At 56.1% G+C, this 22,518-nt stretch carries 17 protein-coding genes; 4 read left to right on the top strand and 13 right to left on the bottom strand.

From position 1 onward, the window contains the following. Positions 1-420 precede the first annotated feature (420 nt). From BMZ79_RS35470 to BMZ79_RS01315, 10 genes are all read right to left on the bottom strand, one after another. A complete protein-coding gene (locus BMZ79_RS35470) occupies positions 421-3,864 on the bottom strand; it encodes a fibronectin type III domain-containing protein (RefSeq protein WP_177221947.1) in 3,444 nt (1,147 codons plus the stop codon). Between the two features lie 439 nt (positions 3,865-4,303). Next, positions 4,304-5,989 (bottom strand): S-layer homology domain-containing protein, encoded by a 1,686-nt coding sequence (locus BMZ79_RS01355; RefSeq protein ID WP_090635904.1) that lies wholly within the window; start codon positions 5,987-5,989, stop codon positions 4,304-4,306. A 28-nt stretch (positions 5,990-6,017) separates the two neighbouring features. Continuing rightward, positions 6,018-8,276: a phosphodiester glycosidase family protein gene (locus BMZ79_RS01350; RefSeq protein ID WP_090635902.1), complete on the bottom strand. Its 2,259-nt coding sequence runs from the start codon at positions 8,274-8,276 to the stop codon at positions 6,018-6,020. Positions 8,277-8,514: 238 nt separating this feature from the next. Next, positions 8,515-10,110 (bottom strand): bifunctional metallophosphatase/5'-nucleotidase, encoded by a 1,596-nt coding sequence (locus BMZ79_RS01345; protein WP_090635901.1) that lies wholly within the window; start codon positions 10,108-10,110, stop codon positions 8,515-8,517. 168 nt (positions 10,111-10,278) lie between these two features. Next, positions 10,279-11,691, bottom strand: coding sequence for an extracellular solute-binding protein (locus BMZ79_RS01340; protein WP_090635899.1), 1,413 nt, complete (start codon positions 11,689-11,691; stop codon positions 10,279-10,281). An 87-nt stretch (positions 11,692-11,778) separates the two neighbouring features. Continuing rightward, a complete protein-coding gene (locus tag BMZ79_RS01335) occupies positions 11,779-12,612 on the bottom strand; it encodes a carbohydrate ABC transporter permease (RefSeq protein ID WP_177221946.1) in 834 nt (277 codons plus the stop codon). Beyond that, positions 12,609-13,574, bottom strand: coding sequence for a carbohydrate ABC transporter permease (locus tag BMZ79_RS01330; RefSeq protein ID WP_177221945.1), 966 nt, complete (start codon positions 13,572-13,574; stop codon positions 12,609-12,611). The genes BMZ79_RS01335 and BMZ79_RS01330 overlap by 4 nt, the downstream gene beginning before the upstream one ends. Continuing rightward, entirely contained in the window at positions 13,567-15,081 is a 1,515-nt protein-coding gene (locus BMZ79_RS01325) for a bifunctional metallophosphatase/5'-nucleotidase (RefSeq protein ID WP_090635894.1), read from the bottom strand. The genes BMZ79_RS01330 and BMZ79_RS01325 overlap by 8 nt, the downstream gene beginning before the upstream one ends. A 9-nt stretch (positions 15,082-15,090) precedes the next feature. Further along, positions 15,091-15,618: an RNA 2',3'-cyclic phosphodiesterase gene (gene thpR / locus BMZ79_RS01320; RefSeq protein ID WP_090635893.1), complete on the bottom strand. Its 528-nt coding sequence runs from the start codon at positions 15,616-15,618 to the stop codon at positions 15,091-15,093. Between the two features lie 62 nt (positions 15,619-15,680). Beyond that, the gene (locus tag BMZ79_RS01315) at positions 15,681-16,460 is read right to left on the bottom strand and encodes an HAD family hydrolase (RefSeq protein WP_177221944.1); all 780 of its coding nucleotides are present in this window, start codon (positions 16,458-16,460) and stop codon (positions 15,681-15,683) included. 775 nt (positions 16,461-17,235) lie between these two features. On the opposite strand from BMZ79_RS01315, the gene BMZ79_RS01310 reads away from it, so the two are divergent. From BMZ79_RS01310 to BMZ79_RS01295, 4 genes are all read left to right on the top strand, one after another. Continuing rightward, the gene (locus BMZ79_RS01310) at positions 17,236-17,562 is read left to right on the top strand and encodes a PadR family transcriptional regulator (RefSeq protein ID WP_090635889.1); all 327 of its coding nucleotides are present in this window, start codon (positions 17,236-17,238) and stop codon (positions 17,560-17,562) included. 1 nt (position 17,563) lies between these two features. Then, positions 17,564-17,971, top strand: coding sequence for a permease prefix domain 1-containing protein (locus tag BMZ79_RS01305; protein WP_090635887.1), 408 nt, complete (start codon positions 17,564-17,566; stop codon positions 17,969-17,971). Positions 17,972-17,982: 11 nt separating this feature from the next. Next, on the top strand, positions 17,983-18,618 hold the full coding sequence (locus tag BMZ79_RS01300) for a hypothetical protein (RefSeq protein ID WP_090635885.1): 636 nt from the start codon (positions 17,983-17,985) through the stop codon (positions 18,616-18,618). A 69-nt stretch (positions 18,619-18,687) separates the two neighbouring features. Continuing rightward, the gene (locus BMZ79_RS01295) at positions 18,688-19,230 is read left to right on the top strand and encodes a GNAT family N-acetyltransferase (RefSeq protein WP_090635883.1); all 543 of its coding nucleotides are present in this window, start codon (positions 18,688-18,690) and stop codon (positions 19,228-19,230) included. A gap of 46 nt (positions 19,231-19,276) precedes the next feature. On the opposite strand, the gene BMZ79_RS01290 is transcribed toward BMZ79_RS01295, so the two are convergent. The 3 genes from BMZ79_RS01290 to BMZ79_RS01280 all read right to left on the bottom strand — a co-directional run bounded on the left by BMZ79_RS01290 (position 19,277) and on the right by BMZ79_RS01280 (position 22,439). Beyond that, on the bottom strand, positions 19,277-20,341 hold the full coding sequence (locus BMZ79_RS01290; RefSeq protein ID WP_090635882.1) for an AAA family ATPase: 1,065 nt from the start codon (positions 20,339-20,341) through the stop codon (positions 19,277-19,279). Then, complete coding sequence (gene pnuC / locus BMZ79_RS01285) at positions 20,338-20,982, bottom strand: nicotinamide riboside transporter PnuC (protein WP_090635880.1); 645 nt, start codon at positions 20,980-20,982, stop codon at positions 20,338-20,340. Before pnuC ends, BMZ79_RS01290 begins: the two co-directional genes overlap by 4 nt. A 221-nt stretch (positions 20,983-21,203) precedes the next feature. Continuing rightward, entirely contained in the window at positions 21,204-22,439 is a 1,236-nt protein-coding gene (locus tag BMZ79_RS01280) for an aminopeptidase (protein ID WP_090635879.1), read from the bottom strand. Positions 22,440-22,518 lie beyond the last annotated feature (79 nt).

The following is a 22,518-nucleotide window of genomic DNA, read 5'->3' as shown; positions in this document are numbered from 1 at the left end:
GGATTACATACTCTGAATGCCTTTGGTTTGCGATGTTCGCATCGTCTGCCAATTCCCTTGCCTCCATGTGCCGTCCACCCAACACCGTCGGATTGACAGCGTTTTCTCCTATTGCCACCTCACGATACCATCGCGCTTTCCTGGATAAAATAGCGCTATTTTTGATTTGATGCCTTCATTTTGGATGACGAAGTACTCATTTCTTGCCTGCCGCAACCGTGGTTGCGGTATGGGCCATGCGCGTGTGAAAGTTCTTAATGTATCGCACTACGAATATCTTCATCCTGAAACAGTCTTACGGTTTAGGCTTGGAATCATTTGTAAATATTTGCTCTTGATGCCATGCCGGTTGTCCTTATAAAAGAAAAACGCTCAACGCGGTCATGCCGCGCTAAGCGTTCTCCCACTACCGCTAATGCATCAGTAAGCGGACAAGTACGACCCGCCGATGACCGTGATCGTCGAAATGCCCGGTCCGGTCCAGCCGACCGCAAGGTTATCGCCGCCTCCGCCTTCTTTGTGGAGAATTTCGAAGTAATACGGCTGTCCGGCTGTCAAGGTGATCGCCGCGGACTGCTGCGTCGTATGTTTGTTCCACTCGCGGACGCCCGCATATTCGTATTCGTACGCGACCAAGGCTTTATTCGATGGGCTATTGTTCGTGCTCAGGTAAAACTGGCTTTCGTCGTCGCCGGCGATATAGAACGTATACGTGCCGGTCGTCGGCGGCGTAATGTAACCGCGGATGCGGTCGCCGTAATTGTCCGCCCAATTCGTTGGGCCCTCAAGGCTGGTCAGCGTTTCCGTTCCGCTCGGCGTCGTTCCGGTTGGAATCGTCGTTACCGACGAACCCGAGATTCCCGTCCAATACTCCCGCGTGACAGTGCCGCTTCCGCCCGAAGACGCGTTGGTCGTGACGTTCAGCGCATTGCTGGCCGCCGAGACATTACCGGCCGCATCCTTCGCTTTGACCGTGAAGGTATACGCCGTGTTCGCGGTTAATCCGCTGACCGTGAATGTCGTGCCAGAGGTTGTGCCGGCAAGCGTGCTGCTGCTGTACACGTCGTAACCGGCGACCCCGGCGTTATCGGTGGACGCGGTCCACGAGAGGCTGACGCTTGTCGCCGTCTTCGACGGCGAGGTCAGGCTGCTCGGAGCGCTCGGAGCCTGCGTGTCGCTGACAGCACTCGTCGTGACGTTCAGCGCGTTGCTGGCGGCCGAGACGTTGCCTGCCGCGTCCTTCGCCTTGACCGTGAAGGTATACGCCGTTCCTGCCGTCAGACCGGTGACGGAGAATGTCGTACCGGTCGCTGCTGAGCCTGCGAGCGTCGACCCGTTATAAATGTCGTAACCGCTCACCGCGACATTGTCGGTGGACGCCGTCCAGGACAGGTTGACGCTCGTAGACGTCTTCGACGGCGACGTCAGGTTCGTCGGCGCCGTCGGTGCTTGGGTATCTCCCGTGCCGCCGGCCAAGTTGACCTCGCAGGTTTTATAATAGCCCGGTGCCGGATCTCCGAACTGGTTCGTCGAGCACATGACGGAGTTCGTGTACGTACCGTAGAAGTAGCTGCCGTTCGCTCCGAAGCGCACCTGCTTCGTGCCGGTGAAGCTGCACGTGTTGTTCTCGCCCGCGCACGGCGTCCAGTTCGCGAGCGGATCCGTCGTAACGGTGACGCCGTTGCTGGCGGCAGAGACGTTATTCGATGCATCCTTAGCCTTGACCGTGAACGTGTAAGCCGTGTTCGGCGCAAGTCCGCTAGCCGTGAAGGTCGTGCCGCCCGCCCCCGTCGTGGTGCCGGCCAACGCGGTGCCGTTATAGACGTTATAGCCGGTAACCCCCACGTTGTCGGACGACGCAGACCAAGACAAGCCGACGCTCGTGTCCGTCTTGCCGGTCGAAGTCAGGTTCGTCGGTGCCGTCGGCGCCTGCGTATCGCCTGCGGCCGTGGTGACAGTCACGGTATTGCTGGCTGCCGAAACATTGCCCGCCGCGTCCTTCGCTTTGACCGTGAAGCTATAGGCCGTGCTTGGCGCGAGGCCGGTCGCGGTGTAGGTCGACGCGCCCGTCGTGGAACCGATGAGCGAGCCGCCCTTGTAAACCTCGTAGCCGACGACGCCGACGTTATCGGTCGAACCGGACCACGAGAGATCGACGGTCACGTTGGACTTGGACGGCGAAGTCAGCGTCGGAGCCGTCGGCGCCTGCGTATCCGGCGGGCCGGCGAAGACGTTCACCGTCTGCTCTTTGAGGCTCGCGCGGCCGCCGTTATCCCAGACGACGAGCGTCACGCGATACGTGCCCGCCTTCTGGTACGTATACGTCGGGCTGGCTGCATTGACCGGCGGTCCTTCGCCGAGATCCCATAGGTTTTCGGCGATCGTGCCGTTGTCCGAGGACGTGTTCGCGAACGTGATCGGCTGACCCAGTTGGACGCTGAGCGGCGCGCTAAAGTTCGCTACCGGCTTCGGATCCCCGAAGCCCCGGCTGACCAACTGCGTGTTGGTGCCGTTGCCGCTGACCGTGTTATTGCTCCACTCCAAATCCGCTGCCGAGGACGGATACTGATCGATCGAAGGGCCCCCGTTGCCGGTAATGACGTTATTAACGAAGCTGAGACGGTCCGTACCGGAAGCGGTCGTGATCTCGATCGCTTTACGGCCGTTATTCGTTATTTGGTTGCTGTCGAACGTCAGATTCCGCGAGTTGCCGTGAATCCGGATGGCGTTGCCGTCGTAGCCGGGATAGGCCGCTGCCGGATTGCCGATCGGACCGTTCTTGAACGTGTTCTTATAGAAGTATTGGTATTGTTCCGTTTCTCCGGTGTCCGCGCCCTGCAGCTGCATCCCCCACATGACGATGTTTTGTACCGTGTTGTAGCCCCAATATTGATAGCCGGTACCCGGCGATTGCTGCATGCCGACCTGCTGGCCGCCGTCGACGAGATTGTCGGTCGTGACGCCGTGCGTGACCATGACCTCCAGTCCCATGCCCTGCACGGTGCCGTCCGTCGTGTGGACCGTATTGCGTCTGACCGCGATATTATTGGAGCGCACGGCGCTGATCCAGTGATCGACGTCGTTGTCCTCGATGACCGAGTAATTGCAGTTGGTGTGCAGCTCGATCGATAGGCCGTGCTCGTGCAGGCCCGAACCGGTGATCGTATTGTTCTTCACTTTAACGTTGTTGCAGGTGTCGTTGGCGAAAATGCCGCCGCGTCCCGTATTGGCGATCGTGTTGCGCAAAATCTTCGTACCGTTGGAATTCCAGCCGGCACGGATCGCGCCGCCCCACTCGGAATTCACGCCGATATTGGTAAATGTATTGTCCGTGATTGTCGCGTTGTCCGTCCCCGAGAGCAGAATGCCGAACGGCGCGAAGCCGTCGGATTTAACGAGGTCCTTGATCACATTATGATGAATGTTATGCCCGCTGCCTGGCTCGCCCCAAATGCCGGAGACGACGTGCGCGTTGTTGTTGCCGTCCAGGGTCAACTGGGCGACTTCGACGTTCGACGTGTTGCTGAGCGAAATCATGTTATTGTCCGTCGTGCCGCTGTATTTGATGATCGTCGTGTCCTTGCTTTGCCCGATTAGCTTGATGCCCGACTTAGCCGCGATTGAACCGGTGATATAATACGTGCCGGCCGGAAAATAAACCGTATCGCCGCTCGCCGCGGCCGCGATGGCGCTCGCGATGCCCTGCAGGTCATCGGCCGTATCGCCGCCGTTCGCTCCGTAAGCGGTTACATTTAACGTCGCCGCATACGCGGCCGGTGCCGGATCAAACGGAAGCAGCGTCGCGAATGCGAGCAGCGCGCTGCCCAGCTTCCGCCCCCGCTTTCTGTTCAATCCCTTCCACATCAATCTCAGCTCCTCTTCGATTGGCTCGACTGCTGACTGATCCACGACGGTTCCTATCTAAACTTCCCTGCTGCTCTTCATCCCCCCTTCTCTTGGAGTATCGCTCATGCCGGTTATGCCAGCCACTGTCCATCGCATGAAAGCTTCTGATAAGGACTATCTATTTTGCGAATTTCTCTTCTTTTTCGCTTCTTCGCGATGAGAGCGTCTTTCGCCTCATCTCCGTCCTCATTTTACGCTTGGGCGATATCGAAGCTATTTCGATGCTGAGCGCAGCCATTCATCGATCTCGTGGCAGTGCGTGCCGCCCGTGGTCCATCGAGCCCCATTCTCCGAGTCGATGCCTAAAGCCAAAAACGATCGCTCCCCGGCATCCAAGATGCCGGAAAGCGATCGTTTGGTTTCGTCCTCGCATGAACTCGCGACGACTGTATTGATTTTACTGTTCCATGGCTTTGAGCAACGTCGCCAGCATCTTGGCCGCTTCGCCTCTAGTTGCGCTCTTCGCCGGCGCAAACCGATGATTAGGCATGCCGCTTATGATTCCGGCTTGCTGCGCCTTATTCACGGCTTCGCGCGCATAAGCGGAAATGTTGGCTTCGTCCGCGAAATGAACCGGCTGCGCATTGCCCTTCAAGGTATATCCGAGCAAATCGGACAGTCTTACGAGGATAACCGCGATTTGTTCCCTCGTAATCTTCTCGTTCGGCGCAAACGCATCCGGTTGAACCCCGAGCACGATGTTATTCCGCTTCGCCCACTCGACGTAAGGCGAATACCAGTCTGCCGGCTTGACGTCCGCGAACGAGCTGTTCGTGAACGCGGACACGTCCGCCCCCGCCGCTCCGGCGATCAGCTTGACGAATTCGCCGCGCGTGATCGCGTTATTCGGCAAGAACTGGCTGTCGTTAACGCCGCTGATCATGTCCTTACCCGCCAGATAGTAGATGTCTGCTTTCGCCCAGTGCGCATCGGCGTCTTTGAAATCCAAGATCTTTTGCGTCATGAGCACGTACTCCGCCGCCGTCGAGGAAGTGAACGGAATCGCAACGGTTCCGTTTTCGTCAACGGTAAGCTCGGATACGAATGCAGGCGCTTGATCGGCGGAATTTACCGCGTAGAAGAACAGCTTTTTGCCCGCTTGTTCGTTGCCCGTCGGGAGTTCAAGCGTCATTTTCCCCGGAAGGGCACCGTTTTGGTTGAGAGACAAGCCCAGAACGACTTTCTTTGCATTGACTTGAACGGGGGTCGAAATTTTCCCTATTGGAGCTTGATGTTTGACGTTGACGCCCAAGTCCACGGCAGCGTTGGGATTCGTGATGTCCGAGCCATTGACTTTCCATTTGTAGCCGTTGCCCGCGAACGTCATCGTCGCGTTCTTGTCCTTCGCGAGTTCCGCGAAGACGTCGGATTTCACGATGCTGTCCTTGGTGAGATCGACGTCCGGTGTAGTCGGAGGCGCGATCACGATCGGGCCGGAATTACCCGGATCTGCAGGCGGCGTCGGCTTGGCAACGATTTTGGTAGCGGCCGTCGCCTTCAGCCCGCTGAACGTCGCCGTAATTTCTTCTTCGCCTTCGGCATCCGCAATGAGAACGCCATCCTCTTGCAGGCGTGCCTTTCCGTTCTTAAAGCTGAACGTAACGTCCTTCGCGTCAAGGGCGTAAACCGCGCCGTAAGCGTTGGTCGCCTTAATCGTCGGGATGAACGTGTCGCCGACTTGAGGTTCCGCAGGAACGGACAAATCGAGCTTGATCGGTTTTACGTCCTCGGGTTTTACCGTCTCGACCGTAACGGAGCTGGCTTTCCCTCCGGAAATTCCCGTGATAACCGTAGAACCGCTTGACTTGGATGTCACCGCGCCATTCTCGTCCACGGAAGCAACCGCTTCATTACTGGAGCTCCACTTGATTCCGACCAATTCGTGATTGTTGATTTGGGTTACGTAATTGGCCGGATACTCGCGGAAATCGCCGAACATGTCCAATTGGACCGTGGAACCGATGACCGCATTCATCTTATTGCCGATGATGGCTTCGTTTTTAATGTACGTTTTCGTGAGCAGCGGATCGTAGGTAAATTTCATCTTGCCGCCCGTAAGCGTGATTTTTCCGCTTCCCAGCATATCCCCGTCTCCGTGCGAGACATAGGTTTTATCCGCGCCATTGCCGGAAATGATGTATTTTACTCCGTTCGGTCGTCAGATCGAGCGTTTTGTTCGTGTTGGTACCGTCTTTGAATATGACTCTGAGCCAAGGCGCTTTGCCGTCGCCGTATACCCAAATCCCGAACTTCTTCGGATAGATATCGGTTTTATAGGACTTATCCATCGCTGCCGCAAGGTCATCGCTCCAATTTGCGCCCTTATACCAATGCGGAATCCAATTCAACGTGCCGTTTGCGGCTTTACTCCAATTGGCCATATCGTAATCCATCTTAAAGCTTCGGTCTCCCGAATGCTTAATCGTCGTGGAGAAGCTGAAATAAGGGCTGCTTGCGGCATTCGGGTTCGTAGGATAGGCCGTCCCGCTAAAATGGTAACCCTGAATCGGGAAGTTGCTCGGATTGATTCCGGTCCCGTCCGATACGGTATCGAAGTTGTCGATGATCTGCTCTTTGGGACCGACCGTGACGTTCGTCGTTATCGTATACGGTCCGAATGTTGCCGTAAGCGTGCCCGTGCCGCCGTTCCCGTTCGTCGAGACGAGTCCGTTCGCGTCGACTTCCCCGATGCCGCCGGAAAGGCTCCAAGCCGCGACGGAAGGATCGATGTAGACCTGATTGCCGGAGGCGTCGACCGCGGTGAACCCGAATTGCTTTTGCTGATTGTTGATCATGACCACGTTGTTGCTCGTAAAGGCCGCATTGTAAACGGTATCCACGACCGATACCTTCGCGCTGCCTTTCACGCCGTCGACCGTCGCGGATACTTCCCCTGCGCCAATGCCGGCATTCGCGAGATAATGGCCGTTCGCGTCGACGGTTCCGATGGTCGACGCCCAGGCTGCCGGACCGTTGCCGCCGGAGATCGGATTGCCGAATTCATCCGCCAACCGATAGGAGAAATCGTATTTCGAGCCGGTATAGAGCGTCACGTTCTTATCGACGACCACATTGCCGACGGTCGTGCCTTTCGTCGCCGTGCTGACGAATAGCAAGGAACTCGAAACGAGCCTCGATCCATTGACATCGCCGGGATGGCTTATCGTTACCGGACGATCGCTGCCCGCTTGGCGTACGATCATTTCCGTTGAACCGCCGCCGTCCAGATTAAGCGCATTGACGGCTCCCGCTTCTTGCATGTATTTCGCAAGATCGGGAAGACCTGTTCCGACGCTCCCCGTATAACTAGAGCTTGGCTTGTCTACGGTTACCACGACAAGGCTGCCGTCCGCCTTCATGCCCAATGCCGTGCGTGCGTTTGCGGCCGGATCGCCGGTCGTCACCGCTGCGCCGTCGCGTACAAGCCAAGCGTTAGAGGTAAGCGAAGTCACGATATCGTTCTTCAAGACATCGTGGTTGTCCGCGTCCTTGCCCGCATACAAATCGTATGTAAAGCTCACCTCGGCGTTCGTCTCTAACGCCTGTACGATCGGTTGCGACGTGCCTACGCCTTCCAGAACGACGGAATCGTCAGGTATATCGAAGCCTTCCGTGGACGTTACGTTAACGACGGTACCCGTGTAAGTTTGCCCCGGATGAACGCCGTCGAAATGGTTGCCCACGCGGATCAACGCGAACACGGATTTGCCTCTGTCGGCAGCATAATTATGGGTCATTTTACGCGTTTTCGTAAGTTTGCTCGTATGGATGACTAAACCGTTATTGACGGCCTGGTTTCGATTAAGCAGGTTTACGTCATAATCGGTACCCGCTACCGAAAATTTTCCTTCGGCATGAATTTGGTCAATTCCGGGTTTATTGGCGTTATCCATATAAAAGCTGGTGCGGTAATTGCTTGCATGTTCGTCTGGCGCCTGGCTGACAATCAGCTCGCCGTCCTTCATCATTAACCCTAGCGGATTTCCGGATGCCGGATCAATATCGTAAAAATCGCCGTCGACCCCGGCAATGACTTGATTGCCTTTCAAAATTTCGCGGTTTGCCTGATCGCCGATCGTTTCCACGGCGCTGATGGTATCGTACGCCTTGGCGGTGATGATCTTCGTATTCGAGTCGGCCGGATTAACATCCAGACGGTTAACGACGACGCGATTGTTCGCTTTATAGTAGTTATTGTATTCCTCCGAGGTGAAGTTGACGCCGGAGGAAATCTTCTCGCTTTTCAAGACGTTTGCTTCGCCCAGCGGATCTGCATGGGCAGTCAAAGCACCGAAACTTGATAGATTCAGTACGGTCGCGATTGCCAGCACCATCGCCGGCCATTTTTTGCTTCTTTGAAACCTTCTCATGTTGACTCTCCTCTTATTTCGAATAAATGATTGCCTTCAACAACCATCCTTAAATGAACAATTTATTTTATCTATGAACCATTAACTAAACTCGAGAGTAAATCTCGTGTATTGTTAAAATTTTTCTTTGAAATTGTAAATTTTCCTAGGATTATCTCGCGGGATAGCACACGAACACAAAGACCGCGATTTACGCGGCCTTTGCGGGGAAATGATGCGTGTCATTCCGATCGTAATCTTATTTATTGCGCTCTCCGTTAACGATGCTCCAATTTCGGTTTGCCGTCGCCACGAGACGCCCGCCATTCCGGATATAATCAGCTAATAGTTCTATCATATCGGTCGGTATATCCTTCACGACGAGCTTATGCTGAAACATTGTAAAATTACCGCCGCCTCCGGCCCGGTAATTATTCATGACCACCTCGAATAGCTCGTTTTGGTCAAGGGATTGACCATTTTGCTCCAGCTTCGTCACCCGCCTGCCGACCGGCTGTGAAATATCCAGCGTATAATGAATGCCTTCCCACATGTCGTAATTGTAATGCTGCGGTTTCGGCGTCAGGAAGGATGGGTTTACGACAATTTCGCCTCCGGCATCAAGATCAAAGTATTCCGCGGACTTTTCCAATGCTGCTCGTAGATCGCCCCCTGAAATACGAAGCACCTTCAATGTATTTGGATAAACGTAATGCGAAAGGATATCGCGCATGGTGACGCATTGGCTAAATCCCTTGGATTGGTCGTCGAATAAGGCGGTGGCGGAAATGTCCGCTCCGGAAACTTCCATTTGCACGCGATGAATGAATTCGATTAACGGATGTTCGTGCAGCCGGGCGTCCGCATGCGATGTTATCGTCATGTCCCCTTCGACGAGACCAACCGGTTGATCCAGCCATGCTTGCGTCGCTGCTTCAACCTCTTCGACGCATCGCGTAATCTCTTCGTCGGGCCGGTAATTCATTGCAGAGATCAACTCCGACCGACTGCCCTTTACGGACCAGCCGCCTTCTCCCTTGGCAAGCTGCAGCGTTACTTTCGCTAAAAAACGGCCTTCGTTCGCAGGCTGAACAACGCAAACGCCATTGATTTCACAATCGGCAATCGCGCGGTGCTGATGCCCCGTCAGCAGTACGTCGATACCGCTGACCTGCTCGCAAATTCTGTACCCGACGTTCTCGCCGGTAAGCGGCTCCGTTGGCTCTCCGGTCATCGGGTCGCGCTCTAAGCCGCCGTGGTAAGACAAAATCACTACGTCAACGCGCTCTTCCTGCCTTAAGCGGTTCACCCATTGCCGCGCAGCCTCCACGACGTCCCCGAACCGAACGCCTTCAATATGCTGCGGCTGCTCCCAATTCGGTATATGAGCCGTGGTTAAGCCTAACACCCCGATCCGCAAGCCGTTCGGCATCTCGCGGATCATATAGGGTTTTCCGAACAGCGGGACTCCGGTTACGGCATCGATCGTATTGGCCGAAAGCCAAGGAAAGGCCGACGCCCCGACGGCGCTTCGCAAATACGGCAGGCCATAGTTAAATTCATGATTGCCAAGCACGGCTGCATCGTATCCGAGAGCGTTCATGCAGGCAATAACCGGATTGGGAGCCGTGTTGTCGACCTTCGCATGATAATACGTCATCGGAGTGCCTTGAAGGCAGTCTCCATTATCGATTAACAGCGTATACGGATCATTCTGCCGAATTTCCCGCACGATCGCGGCAATGCGGGCAAGCCCATATCCGATCTCGCTTCCATCCGCGTAACTTCTAGGCAAAACAACCCCGTGAAGATCGCTCGTTTCAAGCAGGATGACTTCACACTTATGGTCTTCCATCTCGTCCTCTCCCAGGCGCAAACATTTGGATGTGCATGCAGGCGAAATGGCGAAACGGAATGACGCCCATCACCGCCATTTCGCCTCTACTAGCCCTCTTACCGGACTGGCTCCAAAAACGGGACGGCCGGTACATTGCTTTCGAATTCCGAGGGTAATGAGTTGAGGTTACTTTACCTTATCGACTGCAGCTTGGAGCTGCTGATCAACGTCTCCGCCGCCGATCATGATGGCTTCCCACATATCGCCGACCGCTTGAGCCAGTTGGCTCGACTTCGGAATGACTTTATTAAAGGCCATATCCCCCGACGCAAGAACCGCATTGACCGCCGCAGCCCGATAGTACGCTGAACCGTCGCTCGGTTTTGCCGACAGAAATTGCTTATAGGTTGTTTCCTCCAGCATCGCTTGGCCGATGGGCAGGTTGCCCGTCTGGATAAGCCAATCTGCGTTTTGCTTCGCATCCGTCAAGAATGAGATGAGCAGCCACGCGGCGGCGCGCTCATCTTCCGTGGCATTTGCGAAGATGACGTAGTCTTCCCCCTTGGAGAAACTCACAGGATGGCCGGGATCCTTCTGCGGCAAAGGCGCGACGCCGACTTCAAAACTTTTCTGGCCCGCTTCCGGCTTGGGTACCGCAAACTGCACCCCTGCTGCCGCTCCGATGAACATATACGTCTCTTCTTTTACGAATGCGTTGCTGGTAAATTTTTTGCCTTCCGTGCTGGGCAGCAGCTCGGGCATCGTAAAATAGCCGGTGTCCATATTTCCTTTATAGAAGTTCAGCGCCGCCTTGCTGGCCTCGTTGTCGATAGCAATCGTTCCGTCAGCGTTAATGTAGGGACTGCCCCATTGCTCGGAGAGCAGTTTGAAAGGAGCGTCCCCATACGAATTATCGAAGCTGAAGCCCGGTTTGCCCGTTTCTTCTTTGATCGATTTCGCGTAGCTCGCGACCTCGTCCCACGTTTTTGGCGGCTGCCAGCCTTTGCTGTCGAAGTACGATTTGTTATAAATCAGCACATCGGACGTTTTTTTATTGGTTGGAAATCCAAACATCGTGCCTTCCGGACCAAAGCTCTTCACCTCATCCAGATAATACCGGAAAGGTCCGCTGTTGCCGGCTGTCATTCCAATCTCTTTATTTTGGTAGTACGGCATCAGGTCCACGATCGCTTGACTACTGATGTATTCGGGAAACGTCGCAGCGTCAATATTGGACAACGTCGGTGTCGACTTCGAGACGATATTCTGCGTCAGCTTGTCCGTTAAATCGCCAATTGCCCCCTGATTGGATAGGTCTACCTTGATATTCGGATAGCGATCTTGGAAGGCATCGACCATCTTTTGAAGCATCGGGTAGTTCGCGGCCCCGGTTCCCGTCCAGAACGAAATACGAACCTCCTTCTTGTCGTTCAATAGGTGCTGAACGGAGGCTTCCAGAGCGCCCTGAGAGGCCGATGAACCGGCGGACGAAGCGGCTGGTTTGCCGGCGTTCCCGCTTTCGGACGTTTGATTATGGCCGCAAGCGGTCAACGAGATTAAGGATAAGGCCATAGGGACGGATAAGATCGCTTTTTTCATGTTCGGTATTCTCTCCCTTAACGTTGTGTTTGCTATAAAGGCAGGTTCGATGAACCCCGCCGGGATATAAATGTTCGACACCGCCCGCTAGCCTTTGATGCCCCCGCGGATCATGCCAGAAAGCACTTGCTTGCGCAGCAAGAGGAACATGATGATCAAGGGAAACGTGACAATTGCCGCTGCTGCCATCTGTAATTCATAAGCAATCGTGCCGACGCTGCTGGTGAAGGCGTTCTGCAGCCCGTTCGAAACAAGCCTTAGGCTGTCTTGGGTCGTGACCAAATTCGGCCAGGCAAAGGTATGCCAGATCACGATCATCGATAGGATCAGAGTCGTCACCACGGCTGATTTGGAGAGCGGGAGCACGATGCTCGTCAAGTAGCGAAAGTTGGTTAATCCATCGACCTTCGCCGCTTGATACAGCTCGTCGGGAACCTGCATGAACGTCTGCCTCAGCAGATAGATGTTAAACGGGTTCACGCAGTACGGCACGATCAGGGCCTCCCAGGTATTCATCCATCCCCAGTGCGCGATCGTTTGGAAATTAGTGATAATCAACATTTCCTGCGGGATCGTCATCATGGATAGAACAACGAAGAAAAGGACGTTCTTCGCGCGGAAACGCAGCCGGGCGAAAGCGAATGCCGCCAACACGGATACGAAGGTACTCGTCGTTACCGTCGCCATACCCACGATCAAGTTATTGCGTACATACGTAAGCAGCGGTGCCTGAACAATAGCATCGATATAGTTGTGCCTCCGCAGCTCTGTCGGAAACAAAGTGGGAGGTACGCGAACAACCTCTGCTGCCGATTTCAGGGATGTGCTGATCATCCAATAATACGGCACCACCGTCATTGCCGCCGCTAAAGCCAAAAACAGATACAGCGCCGCTTGACTGAGTTTTGCTGCAGCTTTCACTGGTAGAACACCTTTCCCTTCGTCCATTTCAATTGCAGGTACACGACGATCATAACCATCAGGACCAGGATCACCGCCGCGGCGCTTGCGCTGCTTACCGCGCCGGGCGTTAAGTAGCTGCCTAAAGCATCCATAATATAACCGACAAGCGTAATCATCATCTTGGAGTTATCTCCCGGCGGTCCGAACGAACCCCCGAACAAGGCTATGACGCTGGCATACGCCCGGAACGAAAAAATGACGGAGGTCACGAAAACAAAAACAGAGGTCGGCGATAACAGCGGCAGCGTGATTTTGCGAATAATCGTCCATCGGCTGACACCGTCCAAGCTCGCGGCTTCGTAGTAGGACCTGTCGATATTCTGAAGTCCGCCCAGGAAGAGAAGGATATGCAGAGACAAACCGTCCCATACGCTATACGCGAATAAGATGAACAAGCTGTGCATGTAGGCGACGTTGTACCGATGCGGTGAACTTAGAATGCCTTCGCCGCTGATCCAGGCGACCGGCTCGATTCCGAACCATCCGAGAACGGCGTTCATAAGTCCGAAATGGGTGTTGAAGATAAAGGTGAATACCATGCCCGCCGCAATGACATTGGTTACCTGAGGCAGGTAGAAGATCGTGACGAACAATCCTTTCGCCCGCTTGATGGCGTTCAGACCAAGCGCCAGCAATAAAGAGACGATCATTGAACAAGGCACGCAGACGAAAGCGATGAACAGGGTGTTCATAAGCGCTCGCCAGAACACAGGATCTTGCATGACTTCGCGATACTGACGGATTCCCCATCCTCTGTGCTCCCCGGTTAAAAACCGGTAGTCCGGCTTAAAGGAGGTGATGAACGTATGGATGATGGGGTATACCGTAAAGAGCCCGAGCAGCAAAAAGGCCGGCAGTAGATACAAGTAAGCCGAATGGTCATAACGCACGTTCAATCTCTTTCGTTTGGATCTAAGCATGTCCATCTCCCTGCTTGTTTTTCACTTTGATCGACGTCGGAGACTCGGCTTTAAGCACTTTCCGGTCGCTAATCTCTTGAATCAGGCGATCTCGCAGGAATACGCCCGTATGCCTTCGTTCGATGCCCGAAGAGAACTCATAGCCCATTTCGTCGGAAGCCAACCATTCGTCGATGACGATTTTGTAATAGCGATCGGGGTCAATGGACTGCCCGTTCTCAAGAACGATGGATTCGATTCTCGCCCCGTGAGGCTTGGCATAGTCGGCTACAATGCGTAATCCGCTTACGGCAAGGGGCGAAGCCCGTTCGACCCGCAGCGTGCTGATGCCGTTCTCGATATTGCGAATCAGATCCGAACCTTTAAGCCTCAACGTGATCAATTCGTCATTAAAGTAAAACAGCTTGCGAACCTGATACACGGTTACTGCTCCCGATGGAAGGCCTTGCCCCATGCGGCCCGAATAGAGGAGCGCAATATCGCTGTCTGTCGCAGCGCGCATCACATCCGTCACCAGCTTCGTTAGCGGCGTCCCTTCCATATCCACCTCCGCCGTCAAGGGGGATTTATGCACAACCTCGTCCTCCAAACGGCCGAGTACGACCCCAAGCTTGTCCCTTGTCCGCTGCTTGTATTCGTTCAGCTTGCATTGCATCTCCTCGTTCGGCGGAATTTGGCTGACGAAGCCGCTGGCATCCAGATAATCGGGCGTCACGCGCAGCACTTCTTTGCCCGGCGAGAACTCGATCGTCAGCTTGGCAAACCCTCTGCTATTGCTGCCCCCTTGCACCACGGGCACCTGCCGGACCTCCGAACGGATGAATTGGTGCCAGTGCGCGGTAAATAACCCGGACAGCTCGGGAACCTGCGTGCATAACTCGATCGCTTCCTCGCCTGTAAGAGCGGAACGGTCCGCGGTATATTTCAATCCATAATGCGTCAGCGCGAGGATAGCATCCGGTCTGCCCTTCGGATCCAAGCCGCGATTTAGATAATCGACCCATTTCCGGGCTTCGCGGGCGCCGTCCACAATAGCCAGAGCGCGGGTATGGATGGAAAGGCCGGGACGGTCCAGCTGCTCCGATGCGGACAACCCGATGAACGCGATCTTGATGCCCGCGATCTCTTCCATGACGTACGGTTGGAATCCGGCCGCAATTTCTCCTGTTTTTCTGTCAACGACATTGGCCGCAGCGAACGTAAACTCGCCTTGCCTCGACCAATCGAGAAGCTTCTCTACGCCATACTCGAACTCATGGTTGCCTACGGCGGATACCTTTGCTCCCAGACGCATCATCAGTTCAATCACGGGTTCGCCTGCCAGCTCCTCCGATACCGGATCTCCATTGAAATTATCGCCGCCGAACACGACCATCGTATGGGGATTAACTCTTTTCTCCTGCTCCACCAACGCGCACAATTTAGCGCAGCCTAGGGTATAATCGGTCTCGAAGATCTCGGCATGGAAATCGTTGATGCCAATGATCGATATCGTTTTAGTCTCCATGCTTACGCCTCAGCCCTTCAGTTCGAAATCGTTTAACTTACGGAAACGCATGCCTTCAGGCAAGTCACTCACTTCATATAGATAAAAGCGCGACACTTCAAAAGTTACCGCCGCAACCGTACAGGATGAAAAGACATCCGAAATGTTTGCACGGCAGTCATAGGCAATCGAGATGTGAGGATCGAACGAATATTGCTTCTTGCCGGTGCTCAGTTCCGCTAAAATTCCGCTTATGCGCTGATGCAGGTCATGCAAACGAGGTTCCGCTCTGACATTGACCCACACCACGTTACCGCCGACAATATCGAACATGCCGAGCTCATGAAGCGTCAATTCAAACGGTTTGCGGTTGACCTTAAGCAATCGTTCGGTCAGTGCGTCAGGACTAGCAACCTCCCCGATATAATGCAACGTCAAATGAAAGTTTTCTTTCGGTTCGTAAGCGCCTGACGGGTCGAAAACGCGCAGCGCGCGTTGAACGCGTTTCAACTCTTGCGAGACAGAAGCCGGAAAATCGAGTCCAACGAACAATTCCATGTCTAATCATTCCAATCCGGTTCCGGTAATTAGGAAGCTAATCGCTCCATAGTGAATCGAGATTACAAAAGCCCGTATGAGGTTAACGCCTGTCGAATCCCATCTTCGTCAGCCGATCCGGTTATCAGCTCTGCCACCTCCTTTAACGCATCCGATGCATTCCCCATCGCGACGCCGTGACCGACTGCCAGCAGCATGTCAACATCGTTAAATCCGTCACCGAAGGCAAACGAGCGATCCGTCGGGATGCCAGACTCTTGCAAGAGCCACCGAACTGCCTGCGATTTGCCGGCTTCTTTTGAAATCAGATTGACTAAATAGTCATGAGACCAGTTGATTACATAGTCGTCTAAAAAGTCCTGGACATGTCGTGCCTCTTCCCGAGTGATATAGAGATGCGCTTGATATAAAGGATGGCTCCTCTCGAAACGATCCCGCACATGCGGAAGCTTGCTTCCGAAATCGTGCCAGACCTTTTCAACCCGCTCGTTTACATGGTCCACGATCTCGCCGTATTCATAATGCCCGCCGTAAGCAATGCCGCAGGACCTCGCGATTTCGATCATCCGGTCCATGGATGGCAGCGCAATAAAACGTTCGAATATTTTCTGACGCCGGCGAAAGATCAGTTGACCGTTGAGGAAGACCATCGTGTCGCACGGAACAGCCAATTGCTCTTGGATAAACGCCATCGATGCAGGTCCCCGGCCTGTTGCAATTACGATCGTATGGCCGCGTGCCTGCAGTTCGATCAAGGCATCCCGCGTACTGCTTGATACGCGTTGGGTTTTATGACTGTAGAGAGTGTCGTCAAAATCAAAGAAGATGAGTTGAGGCTGCAAGTCAATGACTCCTTTTTGGAAATTATTTCAGAATATTCTGTAAATAAAACCGAAGACGTTTTTGAGCCTTCCTGCTCATCCGATTCATGAGAAACGAACAAACAGAAATTACGCCATCATACTACATAATTTCGCCTACTCAAGTCTGATTGTGTTAACTGAACATGAAGTAATTGTGAAATCAGTTCATTCGCCGAAAGCTCTCTTTCGTTCCTTGTGACAAGCGCCCAAGAGAACATGAATTAGAACATGCACAAATGGTGTTTTTAAAGATCAGATCGATTTAAGAACCGAAAGCGATAAGACTCCTCTATGACGAAGTAAACGAATAACATTTAACTTGCCCGGCTTTATCCTAGAAACGGACAAATGCCGGATATGCTATCGTACTACAAAAAAACCTATGTAGATCAATTGTTTTGTCAACGCCAAATTAAAAAAATGTTAAAATCCTTCGCTTCAAATCGATTAACATTCGGGCAGTATACACACTGAACGAATGATTTCAGCTGCAAAATCCAGTGTTCGGCTTCTTCCCGAAAAATTATTTCTCAACAAATTTGACGTCACGCACGGGCGCTTTTTTCTTGTCCGAGGACGGTTGAAAAATTACTTTGACACATAGAGTAATGATATGCTACATTTACTCCATCAGATAGAACTCTACCAGACAGAGCACTACGAGACAGAGCACTACCAGGCAGAGCACCACGAGACAGAGCACGATAAGACAACGTACTCGCACGGCTCGCGTGCAGGAACGGGAGGACCCCCTATGCTCCGAAGCGACATGATCCGCGGCCATCTCGACGCCATTATTTTGCGGTTGATTTACGAAGAAGACCGCTACGGCTACGAGATTTCCAAGGAAATCAGCGTCCGGACCGACGACCGGTTTCAAATCAAGGAAGCGACGCTCTACGCGGTATTCCAGCGGCTGGAACGCAAGGAGCTGATCGAATCGTATCTCGGCGACATCTCGCACGGCGGCAAGCGGCGCTATTACAAGATCACGAAGCTCGGCAGAGCCTACTTGAAGGAAACGGTCGAGGAATGGAACGAGATCAAAGAGATCGTCAATATATTCATGGAGGGTATCTAAGATGAAGAAGATCAGAACGCACGTGGAAGACTGGTTCAAGGACATTCCGGACAGCGAGGCGAAGCAGGAGATCCAGGAGGAAATCACCCAAAACCTGGAGGAAAAAGTGTACGATCTCGTCCGGAGCGGCAAGTCGGAGGAAGACGCCGTCAACAAGGCGATCGTCGAATTCGGCGACATCTCGGACATCAAGCTGGAGCTCGGCGCGAAGAACGGCAAGCCGGCCTCCTCCCGGAGGCAGTTCGGGCTCCACCTCGGCTTCTCGCTCTGGGGCAGCGGCCTCATCGTCGCCCTGTTTATTTTCATCAACGTTTATTATACGCCCGACGTCATCTGGTTCGTTTATCCGACCTTCGCCGTCGCCTGGTGGCCGCTTGTCATGTTCTACAAGTGGCTCGGGTGGAGATAAGGAGGCCGCCCATGCGCAACCACCGCGTCGCCTTTGCCGTATCCGGCAGCCTCATGAGCATCTTCTTCCTCATCCTCGTCAATTACTTGACCACGCCGGGCGAGATCTGGTTCGTTCATCCCGCCTTCGCGCTGATCCAATGGCCGATCGCCCTTTATTTCGCCGGAACCGGCCGGATCAAGGCCTATTCCGCGGCGTCGACCGCCGTCATTCTTTTGTATCTGGCCTATCAGAACGTCGTCCACAGCCCGGAATATCCATGGATGCTATACGCGGGCTTCGCCGTGATTTGGTGGCCCATCCTCATGTATGCCGGACGCTTCGCGGGCACGGTCGCGATGGCGTTCGCCGGCAGCTTCTGCATCATCCTGTATTACGGCATGCTCAACGTGCTGCTCTCGCCGCAGTTCCCTTGGATCGTGTTCCCGGCATACGCCGTGCTCTGGTGGCCCATGTCGATCTACTTCGCCCGCACGCGGCAGTGGTTCGCGTTCGCCTTGTGCGGCTCGCTCCTGACGAGCGCGCTGTTCATCGTCGTCAACGCGATCTCGTCCCCGAACGACATCTGGGCGATCTATCCGATCTTCGCGGTCGTCTGGTGGCCGCTCAGCATGTACTACTTCGTCGTCAAGAAACGGACGGTTTGAACCGCGCCGCGGCCCGGTGGTACAATGAAGCCTGTACGACCAACACTCAGGCGAACGGGGAAATGCGACATGCTGAATTACATCCTTCATAACGATCACGCCAACCCGCGCATCGCGGTCTCCCAAGCGAAGCCGGACGACGCGCCCGCCGTCATGGCGCTGCTCGTCGGCGCCGCCCGGTGGCTGCAGAGCAAGGGCTCGGCGCAGTGGAGCGCGCTGCTGAGCGGCGACGACCATCACGACGTCGTCGGCCATATCGCCGCGGGCGAGCTGTTCCTGTTCAAGGACGGCGACGCGCTGGCCGGCATCGTGCTGCTCATGCAGACGCCGAAGCAGTGGGACCTCGACCTCTGGGGACCGGACGGCCACGAGCCGAACGTGTACCTGCACCGGCTCGCCATCAACCGCGAGCATGCCGGCCAAGGGCTCGGCACGGACATCGTGCGCTGGGCGGAAACCGGCATCTCCTTCCCGGGCAAGCGGACGATGCGGCTCGACTGCATCGCCAGCAATCCGAAGCTGAACGACTTCTACCGCGGTCTCGGTTATGCGTACAAGGGCACGTCGCCGAGCGGCTTCTGCCTGTACGAGAAACCGCTGGCCCGCGATTGACGGCAACGAAAAAGCATGCGGACGATTTGTCGTCCGCATGCTTTTTTTAGCTGCGCGGCGGTTCCGGCCGCGCGGGCGATTCGGCCATCCACTCGCGCGGATTGCCGTAGAGGCGCAGCCGGCTCAGCACCGTTTCCGCCGTACGCGCCCGCTCCTCGAGCGTGCCGCGCAGCGGGACGTACGGAATGCGCCGCGCATGGAGGTCCGCGGCGATCCGCTTCTGGAAGACGCGGCGGTGCACGTCGCCCGAGCGGTCCCACGTATCGTCGTACGGAATGTCGTCGCCGCACAGGAAGACGACGTCGTACCGCGAGGCCGCCTTATCCGCCATGTCGGCAAGTCCCGGCGTCGCTTCTCCGTGGTAATCGAGAGCGAACATGTGCGTCGTCAGCGCGTTCGTATCCACGAACAGCACCTCCCGCGCGTCGGGCGCCAGCCGGTCCTCCCGCTCGAGATGCCCCGCCGCGATCTCCTCCAGCTGCCACGGCGTCAAGCGGCGGCCGACCTGGTGCCGCTCCCAATGCTCGCGGCCGTATTCCGGCATCCAGACCGTATTCATCCGCTGCGCCATATGCGCAGCGAGCGTCGTCTTGCCCGTCGACGGCGCGCCGAGAAAGACGGCTTTGGCGACGAGATCCCGGTAGACGGCCGGGCTGAGGTGCGGCCGGCAGCCGTACGGATCGCTGCGGGCCATCGTGCCCGACACCGGAACGGTCCGCCGGTCCGGATCGACCCGCCGGTCGGCCGCGCCGAGCGCGAGGCTCATGTGTTCGCCGTAGAATTCGCCGGAATAGAAATGCGTGACCGGCCTGCCGTTCAGCAGCCCCAAGATATACCGCTCCTGCAGCCGTTTGATCTCGGGCGTATCGCCGGACTCGTTCGGGCCGTCCCACGCTTCGATGACCTCGACGCCGGGGTAGAGCGCGCGGATCCAGCCCGCCCGGACATGAAACGGCACGTCGGTCGTCTCGGGGCAGTCGTAGAGGACGACGATGACGTCGTCGGTTTCGCGGATCGCGGTTTCGATCAGCAGCTGATGACCCTTGTGCAGCGGAGCGAACTTCCCGAGCGTGAGTCCGGTCGTGCGGCCCGCGCGGCTCGCGCGGTTCATGCGGGCACCTCCTTCGGGCCGGCGTCGTACGCCCGCTTCCACGACAGATGGCCGGCGACCGCGATCGCCAGGAAGACGACGTACAGGAAGGCCAGCGCGTACAGCGCCTTGTAGGCGTACATGCCGATCGACAGCACGTCGACGGCGATCCAGCAGAGCCAATTTTGCAGCACCTTCGACGAGAACAAGTATAGCGCGATGAGGCTGAGCGTGGCGATCAGCGCGTCGGCATACGGAATCGAGGCGTCGGTATAGGCTTTCAGCACGAATCCCCACAGCAGCGTCACGGCGACGAGCAGCACGCCGAGCAGCGCGGCGCGCTTCGGCGCGAGGCTCCGCGTCGGCCGCACCTTGGCGGCGCCCCGTCCCGTCAGCCAGGCGGCCCAGCCATAGAGGCTGAGCGCGAAGAAGAACACTTGCAGCGTCATGTCCGCGTACAGCTTGGCGTCCTCGAACATGTAGAAGAAGCAGGCGACGTTCGCGAGGCCGACGGGCCACGCCCAGATGTTCTCCCGCGCCGTCAGCCAGACGCTGAGCAGCCCGGTCGTCGTGGCGGCGATTTCCAGCGCCGACGACGACGTGGCGAACGCGACGGCGAGCATAACGATAAATAAGACCGGCAGTACCCAACCTTTGTTCATGCGTATACCTCCCCGCATCATGGCATCCCATCGCCATAATACTCTCAATATGACAGTATCAAAATCCGCGAAACGAGCCGCTCGAAACCCGGCCGTTGCCGTTTTTTTGATATTGTCATTATGACATATAAAAATCGGTTGTCAATCCGTTCCGCAAAAAAAAGAACCTGCCCGCGTCAACCGCGTGACGCAGGCACGCTCTCCCCTTTCGCTTCCGCTGCTTAGAACGCCCAATTGCCGCCGCGGAAGACCGGCTCGACCGTGCCGTCCGCCCGGACGCCGTCGATGTCCAGATCCGCCGTGCCGATCATGAAATCGACATGCGTCAAGCTCTGGTTCAGTCCGCTCGCGAGCTGCTCCTCCTTGCTCATCGCGAGCCCGCCCTCCAGGCAGAACGGGAACGCGAAGCCGATCGCGAGATGGCAGGCCGCGTTCTCGTCGAACAGCGTGTTGTAGAACGTCACGTTCGTATCGGAGATCGGCGAGCGGAACGGCACGAGCGCGATTTCGCCTAAGTAATGCGAGCCTTCGTCGGTCTCGATCAGCTCGCGGAGCGCGGCCAGGCCCGTCTCCGCCTCGTAGCCGGCGATGCGGCCGTCCGCGAACGTGATCGCGAACCGGTCGATCAGGCTGCCGTTGTAGCTGAGCGGCTTGCTGCTCGCGACCTTGCCGTTCACGGCCGTGCGCAGCGGCGACGTGAACACTTCCTCGGTCGGCATGTTCGGGATGAACGTCGTCCCCTGCTTGTTCCGCGTGCCGGCGCTCACCCAAATATGGCCCTCCGGCAGCCCGATCGCCACGTCCGTGCCCTCGGCGCTCCGGTAACGGAGCTCCTTGTAGCGGCGCTCGTTCAGCCGGTCCGCCTTCGCTCGCAGGCCGGACGCGTGCTGCCTCCATGCGGCGACGGGATCGGCGGCATCGACGCGGACGGCCGCGAAGATCGCTTCCCACAGCGCGTCCTCCCGCTCCGCTTCCGCGCGGTCCGGGAACACCTTGTCCGCCCATGCCTTCGAAGGCACGGCGACGATCGACCACGCCACCTCGTTGTTCAGCGTGAACTTGCGGAAGGGCGTCAGCGTCTGCTGCTGCGCCTTCGAGACGGCGCCGGCGCGCGCGGCGTCGATGCCGCTGAGCAGATCGGGATCGGCGGCGTCGACCCACAGGAACGCGGCGCCTTCCTCGGCCATCGCGACGCGCCCGGCCACGTACCAAGCCGGATGAATCGAGAGTCCTTCCTCCGGCGCGTGCTCCAGCCGGGCGCGGGTCACGCCTTCGTCGTTCCAGTCCACGTGCACGTAGGGCGAGCCGAGCTTGTACGCGCGCTTGACGACCTCGCGGACGAACGGCGCCGCCGCGATCGGCGAGATGACGTACAATTTCTGCCCGGGCTGCACGTTGACGCCGACTTCGACCGCCAGCGCGGCGTATTGCTCGAGCCGTTGTTGGAATGATTTCATCGTCAGATCTCCTTTAGCGGATATTCGCATGATCGCCATCATTTACCGGATTGCGTAGTCATTATACCAGCGCGGCCCG

The organism is Paenibacillus sp. UNC496MF (assembly GCF_900113915.1).
Lineage (GTDB): Bacteria > Bacillota > Bacilli > Paenibacillales > Paenibacillaceae > Paenibacillus_Z > Paenibacillus_Z artemisiicola.
Note: the sequence above shows the minus strand (reverse complement) of the source record. Positions and strands in the feature narration are given on the sequence as shown.